We start from the raw sequence: 10,763 nt of genomic DNA, 5'->3' as shown, positions 1-10,763 counted from the left end.
TTGGGTAGCCGTTCAATGACGGCACAAACAGGATGGTGAGTTCGAAATGGCGAATATCGTCCAGCGCATCAGGGAGTACCTGCAGACCCCCAAGGGCCGCGAGAACATGGAGAAGGCCAAGACGATGGCCCGCGATCCCGAGAACCGGCAGCGGCTGCGCCGCCTGATGGACCAGGTGCGCGGTCACCGTACGCCGCGCTGAGGCGTCCCGGTCGTACGGCGGGCGCGGGGCTCCCCGGCCCCGGCGGCGCGGCCCGTACGGCGGAGCGGCGGGGCCGGTGGGGATGATCAGCTGGACATCGGCCCCGTAGTACCGAAAATATGCGGCACAAGGGATAGTTCGCGTATCGGGAAGAGCTGATCGCCGAGATGGAGAAGCCGCCTGCGGCGCACGGGCACCGGCGCGTGGCGCCGGGGCGGCGGCCGTCGTGACCAGGCCGGACGCGCGCGCCCTGATCGCGCGGGTGCTCGACCCGCACTCGTGGAAGTCGTGGGACGGGCCGCCGCTCGACCGGGCCGCGCCGGGCTCGGAGTACGCGGCAGAGCTCGCCCGGGTGCGGGCCAGGACGGGATACGACGAGTCGGTCGTCACCGGGGAGGGGACCCTCGACGGCCGCCGGGTCGCCGTGATGGCCTGCGAGTTCTCCTTCCTGGCCGGTTCGATCGGGGTGGCGGCGGCCGAACGGCTCGTCCGGGCCGTCGAGCGGGCCACCTCAGAACGGCTGCCGCTGCTCGCCGCCCCGGCCAGCGGCGGCACCCGGATGCAGGAGGGCGCCCTGGCCTTCACCCAGATGGTGAAGATCACCGCCGCGGTCGGCGCGCACCGGGCCGCGGGGCTGCCGTACGTCGTCTACCTGCGCCACCCGACCACGGGCGGGGTGTTCGCGTCGTGGGGGTCGCTCGGGCACGTGACCGCGGCCGAGCCGGGCGCGCTGATCGGCTTCCTCGGGCCAAGAGTGTTCGAGTCGCTGCACGGCTACCCGTTCCCCGAGGGCGTCCAGGTCGCGGAGAACCTCCACGCCCACGGGCTGGTCGACGCCGTGGTCTCGGCCGGGGACGCCCGGGAGATCGCCATCAGGGCGCTGGCCGTGCTCTGCGCGCCCCGCTCGGGGCTGTCGCCGGGCCCGGAGCCCGAGGAGGCGGCCGAGCCGGTCCCGGCGTGGGAGGCGGTGACCCGCTCCCGCCGCGACGACCGGCCCGGCATCCGCGAACTGCTGAGACACGGGGCGCGCGACGTGACCCCGCTGCAGGGCACCGGCACCGGTGAGCGCGACCCCGGCCTGCTGCTCGCGCTGGCCAGGTTCGGCTCGGCGCCCGCCGTCGTCCTGGGCCAGGACCGGCGGCGGCGCGGGGGCAGCGGGCTCGGCCCCGCCGGTCTGCGGGTGGCCCGGCGCGGCATGCGCCTGGCCAGCGAACTGGGCCTTCCCCTGGTCACGGTCGTCGACACGGCCGGGGCGGCGCTGTCGAGGGCGGCCGAGGAGGGCGGCCTCGCCGCCGAGATCGCCCGCTGCCTGGCCGACCTCGTCATGCTCGACGCGCCGACCGTGTGCCTGCTGCTGGGGGAGGGCGCGGGCGGGGCGGCGCTGGCCCTGCTCCCGGCCGACCGGGTCGTCTGCGCGCAGCACGCCTGGCTGTCCCCGCTTCCGCCCGAGGGCGCGTCGGCGCTGTTGTACCGGACCGTGGACTTCGCCCCGGAGATGGCCGCGGCCCAGGGCATCCGCGCCACCGACCTGCGCCGCGACGGCATCGCCGACCGGGTGGTCCCGGAGCGGCCCGACGCGGCGTACGAGCCGGAGGCGTTCTGCGGCCGGGTGGCCAGGACGCTGGAGCACGAGATCGCCGGCCTGCTCGCGCGCCCGGCGGAGGACCGGACGGCCGCCCGGTACGCCCGCTTCCGCTCCCTGGGCCTCTGACCGGCCTTATCCGGGAGGCGCCGTCATCGGTCGCCCGGCTCCTGGCCGTCCGGCCGGTCGGCGGCGAGCGGCACGGGCACCCGTTCCACCCGGACGGCGTGCACCTCGTCGCGGGGCACCACCACCTCGTACGCGCCGTGGTCCACGAGCCAGTAGCCGAGCGCCTCCGCCTTCAGGCCGTTGTGGCCGGTGTAGGCGATGTGGAGGCCGCCCTCCCCGCCGTCGCCTCCGTCGTCCTCGTCCAGCACCAGGCAGGGCTCCCCGCCGAACGCCCCGACCGTACGCAGCAGGGTGAGCCGGTCCAGCGCGGACCGGTCCACCCGCAGCCGCCAGTAGCCCCCGGCGGCGGTGAAGCCCTCCTGCGGCGCCTCGCTGAACAGCACCACGTCGTCGCTGCCCGGCCCGAGCGCCGCGGCGTACTCCCGGTCCCGGTAGAGGGCGACGAACCCCAGGCCGACCGGCTCGCCACCGCTGATCGGGGCGCTCGCAGGGCCGCTCATCGGGCCGGCCGCCACGTCAGGCCGTCGTACGCGGCGAAGGAACGCGCGGCGCCCGGCGTGAGGTGCACGATCTCCGCGCCCGCGGGGATCGGCATCGGCATCGTGTGGAACTGCGGCACCACCTGCTCGCGCGAGGCGGTGAACCCGTTCCCGGTGAAGGGCGGTGCATCGCTCCAATCCCCGCCCATGTGCTGGCCGTACGGGACGACGTAGGTGTCGATGTCCCGGGCGTCCCACCGCATGACGTACAGCTCGGGCACGTCCGGCGTGAGCTCCGACCCGTCGAAGCCCAGGTCGAGGGCTTCGACGAGCGCGGCGGGCGAGGTGAGGCGGTCGCAGTCCTGCACCCGGTAAACGTACCCGGAGATGATCGTGCGCCGGCCCGACAGGTACGGCACGAGCAGCCGCGGCGGAATCACCTTCTGCATCCGCGTCCTGTGTCCCGGCTCGTTCATGGGGGGTAGTTTACGATCTGTCGACACCCAGCCGTCGGTGTTCCAGCGAGGGGAGGGTGGCGCGCGCGGTCGCCGTCCAGGCGGGGTCGATCTCCGCGACCAGCACGCCGGGGCCGGGGCCCAGGTCGTGGCGGGCGACGCCCATCGGATCGACGAGCATGCTGCGGCCGACACCGAACCCGTCCGGTATGGCGGGATTGGGAGCCTGGCCGACGGCGATCGTGCAGGTGGTGTTCTCGATGGCCCTGGCCCTGACGAGGGTCGTCCAGTGGTCCTCCTTGAGCGGCCCCGAGCCCCAGGCGGCGATCACCGCGAACGTGTCCGCGCCCCGGTCCACCAGCGCTCGCGCGAGCTCGGGGAACCGGACGTCGTAGCAGGTGACCAGGCCGATCCTGAGCCCGGCGAGCTCCACGACCACCGGTTCGTCCCCCGGCGCGACCAGGTTCGACTCCTTCGCGCCGAACGAGTCGAAGAGATGGATCTTCCGGTAGGCCGCGGCGAGCGAGCCGTCCGCCCGCAGGGCGACGGCGGTGTTCCACACCCGGCCGTCCTCGGCGGGTTCGAAGACGCCGGCGATGACGGCGACGCCGTGCTCGCGCGCCGCCTCCGCGAGGCCGGTGACGAACGGCCCGTCCAGCGGTTCGGCCGTGTGCGTCACGCCCCGGCCGAACCGGGTCAGCGTGGCCTCGGGGAACACGGCGAGGTCCGCTCCCGGCACCCGGGCGAGGGCGTCACGCACGGTCTCGAGGTTGGTCTTCGGGTCGTGGTCGACGGGGATCTGGCACAGCGCTATGCGGGTCACGGCTCCCAGTCTGCCCGGCGGGCGGCTCTCCCCACCAGGTGAGCGTCCGCCACACCCGCTCCAGTGGGCCGTACCGGTGGCGGGCCAGCCACCACCGGCAGAAGGCGGCCTGCGCGGCCAGGGTCACGACGGTGAGCCCCACGACGACGACGGCGCCGGAACCGCCGGTGGCGGGCGGCGGCAGCGCCACCGCGATCACCAGCGTGCCCGTGACGTAGTTCGTCAGCGCCATCCGTCCCAGTGCCTCGAACAGGGCCGTCCGGCGGGCGAGCAGCAGGAACGCCGCCGCGTAGGCGGCCGCGCCGCTCACCGCCGCCGCCTGGTAGACCCCGCCGCCGGGCGGCGCGTGGTTCCACCACCAGGTCAGCCCGGCCGTCAGCGCCCCAGCCGTTCCGCAGACGGCGGCGAGGACCCGCGTCCCGCCCAGGTCTCCCCAGCCGCCCGCCACGCTCGGGGCGGCGGCCAGGCCGAGCAGGAACAGCGCGCTGATCAGCACGTACGGCTCGGAGTCGAGCAGGGCGGCGGCCAGCGTGCCGCAGCCGAGCAGCAGCACCACCCATCGGGGCAGCAGGCTCGCCGGGAGCAGGACCGCCACTCCCAGCAGCGCGTACGGCAGCAGCACCCCGCCGGGATGGATGACGGTGTGCGCCGCGCCCAGCACGGCCAGCACGGCCAGGCGCCGCAGCAGGACGACCCGGGGGCGGGCCGAGCGTTCCCGGGCCGAGCCGAGGAACAACGCGAAGGACAGGCCGAAAAGGAACGCGAAGATCGGGTAGAAGCGGCTCTGGACCAGGTTCTCCATCACCCAGCCGAACGGGGACAGATCACGTCGCTCCGCCGTCCGCTGCCAGGTGTTCACCAGCATGATCCCGCAGACGGCGAACCCGCGCAGCGCGTCGACCCGCCGGATCCTGCCCGGGGTCACACTCACCGGCAAGTTCCTTCCTGAGTGCGGACCGAGACGCGGGTCCACCCTCCGGCGGCCAGGCTGAGCGGCGCCCGCTTGTACACACGCCCCTCCCATTCAGGAGGCGAACGGTGCATGATGGACGGATCGCCGGACAGGAAAGGGCGGACGTGGATCCATTGACTCTCGCGATCGCAGGCGCCGTCGCCACCGGACTCGCCACCGGAGTCGGTGAATCCGGCGGAACGGCCCTGCCGATCCTGATCGCCAAAATACGTGAGCGCTTCGTGCGGCGTCCGGAGCGGCTCGAATCCAGGGAACGGCTTGCGGCCGCGCTCGACGAGGAGTTCAGCCGGGACCCGGCGTTCCGGCGGGAATGCGAAAACCTGTGGAACCAGGCCGACGGTGACGGTGTCGTCAACGTCTTCAATGGTCAGGCGAAGACTGTCGTCCAGGCACGTGACGTGCACGGAGGGCTGACGATCAACTGATTCCCCGTCCGCCTCCTCGCTGATGCGCCCGGTCATCCCGGTGCCTGCCCGTGCGGCAGCGTAAACGGTCACGGCGGGTTCTCGGGTGTCATGTGCTCCTGGCCGACGGCGGGTATGCACATCTCCTGTGTGATGGCCCAGCGCTCGTGGTCACGCCATCCTCCATTTATCTGGATGAAAGCGGGAGAAAATCCCTCCTTGCGGAATCCGAGCCGTTCGATCAATCTCCTCGAAACGAAGTTGTCCGGTTGGATATCCGCTTCCACGCGATGTAAATTCAGGCACCCGAAGGCGTGCCGCACCGCGAGGGCGACTGCTTCCGACATATATCCCTGTCGCACGTAGGGCAGGAACGCGGCGTACCCCAGGATGCACTTCTGGTAGGAACCCCTGACGATGTCGTTGAGGTTCACCATCCCCACCAGGTCTCCTCCGCTCCTCAGACAGGTCACCATGCACACCGCGCTGACCTGATCCGATCTGGCCAGATATGACGAGAACTCCGCCGGTGTGGTGGGCAGCCGGACCCAGGGACGGTGGAAAGCCGCGCTGGCGTTGGCCAGTTCGAGGAACCGTGCCTGATCCTCGGACGTGACGGCCCTGAGCACTACGCGGGACGTCGAGGTGGGATGGGCGCTCATCGTGCACAGTTTAGATCCTTACGGGATGACCGGTGAGCAGCCGAATAGTTCGGCCCGCCGCGATTACGGTCGAGCGAAACCGGCGAGAGTGCGTTGACGTGGGGGAGTCCCCGGCGACTCCAGATATTCGGTCGTACGGCGGAGTCCGGTGGTGGGCCGCTGGTCGAACCGCTGGAGATCGTTTCCCGGACCTCCTGGAAAGCGGTCTTGACTTGCGAAAGCAGGTGAACATACTTGACCTGTCTCATCTGTGGCGGTCGCTCATGCTTCGGCGAGACCATGCGGAAAGAGGGACTATGAGTACCGGAAAAATGCCCATCTGTCGGATTCCCGATCTGAGAGACGTATCACTCGCCGAGTTGTTCCAGGATCCGGTCGTCACCGCCGGCGTCTACGGAATCGTGTCGATAGGCGAGGATCCTGAATCCGCGTCTGCCGGATCCGACTCGCCCAAATCGTTCTACGCGTTCAACTCGGATGTCGGTGGCGGCGACTAGTGCCGGCCGAGATCGGCGAATACATACTCAAGGTGCACGGTCGATGCAATCTGGCCTGTGACCATTGCTACGTCTACGAGCACGCCGACCAGAGCTGGCGAGCCAAACCACGCGCGATGAGCTTGTCCGTGGCGGCCAAGGCCGGGGAGCGAATCGCGGAACACTCGAGAGCTCATGGGCTGCGGGAAGTCCACGTCGTCCTGCACGGAGGCGAGCCGCTCCTTGTCGGGGTGCCGGGCATGCGCGCATTGATCGCAGCTCTTCGCGCTCAGATGCCTGCGGCGGTCGGTATGGGTCTGTCCGTTCAGACGAACGGTGTGCTGCTCTCCGAGGAGTTCTGCCGGCTGTTCGACCAATTCGGTGTGCGTATCGGGGTCTCTCTCGATGGTGGCCGGACTGCCAACGACCGGCATCGCAGGTATGCCGATGGCCGCAGCAGTCATTCCGAGGTGAGGCGTGGTCTCGCCCTGCTCAGGCGTCCGGAGTTCCGCCATCTGTACGGCGGCATCTTGTGCACGGTGGACCTCGATAACGATCCGATCGATGTGTACGAGGCACTGCTGGCCGAATCGCCGCCACGCCTCAATTTCCTGCTGCCTCAGGCGACATGGGCGAATCCACCCCCTCGTCATGGAGAGGTTCCGGCACCGTATGCCACGTGGCTTGGCCGGATTCACGCGAGGTGGGACGGAGACGGCCGGCCTGTCCCGATCCGCCTGTTCAACTCCATGGTCAGGGCGGCGCGAGGGGTTCCCAGTGATAGCGAAGCGGTGGGGCTGGGGCCTGTGGCGCTTGCCGTGGTGGACACCGACGGCTCGTGGGAGCAGGCCGACTCGTTGAAGACCGCGTATGAGAGCGCGCCCTCGACGGGAATGACGGTCTTCAGCCACAGCGTGGACGACGTTACCGGTCATCCCGGCGTGGCCGCCCGGATGCAGGGATACGACGCGCTCTGCGAGGAATGCAAGGCCTGTCCCGTCGTTCGTCCCTGCGGAGGTGGTCTTTACGCGCACCGCTACCGTCCTGGCAACGGCTTCGACAATCCATCCGTGTATTGCGCAGATCTCAAGGTGCTGACGCAGCAGGTGGTGGGGCCGCGCCGGTGGGTCGGAGTGGCAGCCGGTGTGCGCGGCGTTCGCGGACCCGCGCACATGCTGACCGATGGTGACTTCGACGCCTTCGCCGCCGGTGCTGGAACCGTCAGCGGGATGAGGACCCTCCTGGAGACGCGGCTCTCGATGAATCGCGCTCTCGTGGCAGCGGTGGCCTCGGACGGTCGTCGATCGGATTCGGGTCCGGTCTCTGCCGGTTGGCAGTTGCTGACCGAACTCGACATGAGTCATCCGGACGAAATCGCCGAGGTCTTCCTTCACCCCTGCATAGAGCCCTGGGCCATGAGATGCCTTCGTGCCGACACGACGCGTCTCGACCGGGAGAGGGCTCATCTGACAGGCGTCGCGGCCGCCGCTGCCTGGAGGGCCGGGCTGGACGCGACACTGCCGCTGCCTGTGAGGGACGGCCTGGTGCACCTGCCGGGTGTCGGTGCGTACCGAACGGCCGCGGATGGTCCGACTGTGATGTTCTCATCGGCTCGCGTCGATGCCTGCGCGGACGGATGGTTGGAGGTCAGGCGCCTGCACACACCTCATCTGTCGCTTGCCGTCGACGACCTCGACCCTTACCGCGGCCGTCCTGACAGCCCGGTCACCGGCCGGCTGCCGCCCGCGCAATGGACGGTTTGGCGGGACCTGCTCGCGCGTGGGGGGTCCGAGGCCGCGCGGCTCGTCCCTGACCACGCGGCTGTACTTCGAGTGGGGCTGCAGGCGGTGATTCCGGTGAGCGCAAGCATCACGAGCCGCCGAGGGAGGGACAGGGGGCGGGGGCCTTCCGGAAGCATCTACGTGGCCGCGACCAACGACGAGGACTTGGCGAAAACGCTTGTGCGAGGTTTTCAGGATGTCAAACTGACGGCGCTGTTGGACATGTACGAGTTCTTCTCCGAAGGCCATCCGCCGGTCGGGGTCACATGGCGGCCGGAGGCCCTTTCCGTCCGGGAGATCTTTTACGAGCTCTACGCGGATGCGGCACTCGCCGAACTCTGGTGCTCGCGTCTGGCGCTCGCATGCGGTTCTGAAGACAGCGGCCCCGAAGCGGCGGCGGCGTTCCGGCTCCACCGTACGCGGGTGAGACAGGCCACCGACACCTTGGCGTCCGAGGTGCCGCTCACCCACCGCGGCCTGCGGTTCATTACCGGTCTGCGAGGCAGAATCGACGGCCTGGACGATGGTCGCGGCGGTGCTCCGGACGCCTCGCCGTCGGGCCGACCGGGAGACCCGCTTGGAACGTGAGGAGAACGAAGAGACCGGAGACAACACTTTTGCGGGCGGCGCCACGAACGTCGTTCAGGCGAGCAGGATTTTCGGCGGGGTCCGATTGACGTCGGGGGAGGCGATGCCTGTCCCACGGCAGTTGCCCAGGGCTCCCACGTGTTTCACCGACCGAGCCGACGCCATGGAAAAGCTGAGTGAGATCGCCGCGACGGAGAACGGAATAGCCGTTGTTTCGGGGCCGCCAGGAGTGGGGAAGAGCGCGCTAGCCGTATTTTGGGCGCATCTCATGAAGAAACAGTATCCGGATGGCCAGCTCTACGTGGATCTACGCGGTTATGATCGGCGTGCTCCGCTACGTCCGGAGGAGGTCCTCCGCGGTTTTCTGTACTCTCTGAACGCCTCGGTCACCCGAATCTCCGATGAACTCGACGCGATGTGCGCCCTCTTCCGGTCTCTGCTGGACGGCAAGCGGCTGCTGCTCGTGGCGGACAACGCCAACAACGCCGGACAGGTACGGCCGCTGCTCCCCCCGTCCGCCACCTGTTTCACCATCGTGACGAGCAGAAGCAGGCTCGGCAGCCTGGTTGCGGTCGACGGAGCCATGCCCATACCCGTCATGCCCCTGGAGACAGATCAGGCCGTCCGACTATTCGCGCGCCTTTCCGGCCACACGGACACGGAGGGGTCGGCGCGGCTGGTGCTCTCCTGCGGGCGTCTGCCGCTCACCATCCGTATCGCGGCCCAGCAGGTCAGCGGCACCGCGGATCTCGCGGAACTCCTCGAGGAGTTGAAAGGCGACCAGGCGCTCGCCGCGTTCGCGACGCCGGATCAAGGAACGGAGGTGCGTGCCGTGTTCTCATGGTCCTACCAAACGTTGAGCCCATCCACCGCGCGGGCCTTCCGGCTGCTTGCGTTCCATGCGGGGCCGCACTTCTCGTTGGAGGCCGCCGCCGCCCTGGTCGGGGTGCCGGTGCCGGAGGCCCGGCGGGTCCTGCGTGCGCTGGAAGCCGTGAACATGCTCGAGGAGATCGAGCGCAGGCGCTACCGCTATCACGATCTCCTGCGCGACTACGCCAGGGAGCGGGCGTTGGAGGAGGAGACGGCGGCGGGTACGGCGGCCGCGGTGCGTAGGGAGCTGTCCTACTACCTGAGCATGGTGGATGCGGCTGATCGCGTTCTTGCTCCCGAGCGCATGCATGTGCCGATTCCCACGACGGAGCGGGCGGGTGAGCGACCGTTCGACAATCCCGCCGCCGCCCTCGCCTGGTGCGACTCCGAACTGTCCAGCCTTGTCCCCGCCGTGGATCAGGCCTACCAGATGGGCTTCGACGAGTTCGCATGGAAGCTTCCCGTGGCCCTGGTCTACTTTCTGCGCCTGCGCCAACACCATCATCACCGCCTCCAGCTGTCGGCGACCGCCGTACAGGCCGCACGGCGAGCCGGCGACAGCCCGGGGGAGGCCTGGAGCCTCATATGTCTCGGTGGAGCGGAGTCCGACCTCGGTCGCCATGAGGAGGCGATCGGCTATTTCGCCGAGGCATCGCGCCTCAGCGGCGAAATCGGTGACCTCCACTGGCAGAGTGTCAGCGCCTACAACCTGGGATGGAGCAGCCGCCTGCTTGGGCGGACAGCCGAGGCCAAGGCGTATCAGTACCGCGCACTGGCCATTCAGCGGGAATGCGGTGACCGGCGCAGTGAATCGATCACGCTTACCGAACTCGGCGCACTGGCATTGGACCTCGGCGATTCCGGTCAGGCGTACGACGACTACCTGAGCGCCCTGGACGCGTCGCGTGAGACCGCCGACCTGTACACCGAGGGGAAATGCCTGCACGGACTCGGCGACGTCTGCAGAGCGCTCAAGAGATTCGGCGAGGCGCTCGAATGGTATGAACAGGCAGTCGAAATCCGCCAACAGGTCGGAGATCTGCTCGGATACGCCTGTTCTCTCTTCGAGGTGGCCAGGCTACATGTCGAGTCCGGGCGGTCTACCGCCGCGAGGCAGCTTCTCGACATCGCCATCGGTGTACTCGACGATATCCAGGACCCTTTCAGCCGGCAGGTCCGTGACTATCGCGACGCGAACACCGGTTGAGTGTCCTAGTGCCATACGCCTGAAATTCGTCGGATAAATACTTATCCTGATGTGTATGGGGCATCCGGGTCCGTCTGCAATACCCATCGAGTTGACCGATGCTGAGCGGTCCTGGCTGCATGGCCTGACGGC

At 69.1% G+C, this 10,763-nt stretch carries 10 protein-coding genes; 5 read left to right on the top strand and 5 right to left on the bottom strand.

The window, feature by feature from the left end; genetic code table 11:
- Positions 1-46 precede the first annotated feature (46 nt).
- The gene (locus HHX33_RS09175; RefSeq protein ID WP_165900867.1) at positions 47-202 is read left to right on the top strand and encodes a hypothetical protein; all 156 of its coding nucleotides are present in this window, start codon (positions 47-49) and stop codon (positions 200-202) included.
- Positions 203-428: 226 nt separating this feature from the next.
- Positions 429-1,913, top strand: a complete 1,485-nt coding sequence (locus HHX33_RS09170; RefSeq protein ID WP_182874203.1) for a carboxyl transferase domain-containing protein — start codon at positions 429-431, stop codon at positions 1,911-1,913.
- Between the two features lie 23 nt (positions 1,914-1,936).
- Here HHX33_RS09170 and HHX33_RS09165 read toward each other — a convergent pair whose 3' ends face one another.
- From HHX33_RS09165 to HHX33_RS09150, 4 genes are read right to left on the bottom strand one after another with little or no spacing between them, the layout of a single operon-like run.
- Positions 1,937-2,413, bottom strand: a complete 477-nt coding sequence (locus HHX33_RS09165) for a hypothetical protein (protein ID WP_182874202.1) — start codon at positions 2,411-2,413, stop codon at positions 1,937-1,939.
- On the bottom strand, positions 2,410-2,868 hold the full coding sequence (locus HHX33_RS09160; protein WP_244361334.1) for a hypothetical protein: 459 nt from the start codon (positions 2,866-2,868) through the stop codon (positions 2,410-2,412). Before HHX33_RS09160 ends, HHX33_RS09165 begins: the two co-directional genes overlap by 4 nt.
- 10 nt (positions 2,869-2,878) lie before the next feature.
- On the bottom strand, positions 2,879-3,670 hold the full coding sequence (locus HHX33_RS09155; protein WP_138460028.1) for a carbon-nitrogen hydrolase family protein: 792 nt from the start codon (positions 3,668-3,670) through the stop codon (positions 2,879-2,881).
- Positions 3,600-4,601: a DUF418 domain-containing protein gene (locus HHX33_RS09150; protein ID WP_220501656.1), complete on the bottom strand. Its 1,002-nt coding sequence runs from the start codon at positions 4,599-4,601 to the stop codon at positions 3,600-3,602. Before HHX33_RS09150 ends, HHX33_RS09155 begins: the two co-directional genes overlap by 71 nt.
- Before the next feature lie 107 nt (positions 4,602-4,708).
- Between HHX33_RS09150 and HHX33_RS09145 the strand changes: the two genes are divergently transcribed.
- Positions 4,709-5,068: a hypothetical protein gene (locus tag HHX33_RS09145; protein WP_182874200.1), complete on the top strand. Its 360-nt coding sequence runs from the start codon at positions 4,709-4,711 to the stop codon at positions 5,066-5,068.
- 68 nt (positions 5,069-5,136) lie between these two features.
- Here the strand turns inward: HHX33_RS09145 and HHX33_RS09140 are convergent, their stop codons facing one another.
- Positions 5,137-5,709, bottom strand: coding sequence for a GNAT family N-acetyltransferase (locus HHX33_RS09140; RefSeq protein WP_182874199.1), 573 nt, complete (start codon positions 5,707-5,709; stop codon positions 5,137-5,139).
- 496 nt (positions 5,710-6,205) lie between these two features.
- Between HHX33_RS09140 and HHX33_RS37085 the strand changes: the two genes are divergently transcribed.
- Entirely contained in the window at positions 6,206-8,554 is a 2,349-nt protein-coding gene (locus HHX33_RS37085) for an FxsB family cyclophane-forming radical SAM/SPASM peptide maturase (protein ID WP_182874198.1), read from the top strand.
- The gene (locus tag HHX33_RS09130; protein ID WP_182874197.1) at positions 8,544-10,631 is read left to right on the top strand and encodes an ATP-binding protein; all 2,088 of its coding nucleotides are present in this window, start codon (positions 8,544-8,546) and stop codon (positions 10,629-10,631) included. The genes HHX33_RS37085 and HHX33_RS09130 overlap by 11 nt, the downstream gene beginning before the upstream one ends.
- The last annotated feature ends 132 nt before the right edge of the window (positions 10,632-10,763 follow it).

The organism is Microbispora sp. H10670 (genome assembly GCF_014161385.1).
Taxonomy (GTDB): domain Bacteria; phylum Actinomycetota; class Actinomycetes; order Streptosporangiales; family Streptosporangiaceae; genus Microbispora; species Microbispora triticiradicis.
This window is presented reverse-complemented; position numbering and strand designations above follow the sequence as displayed.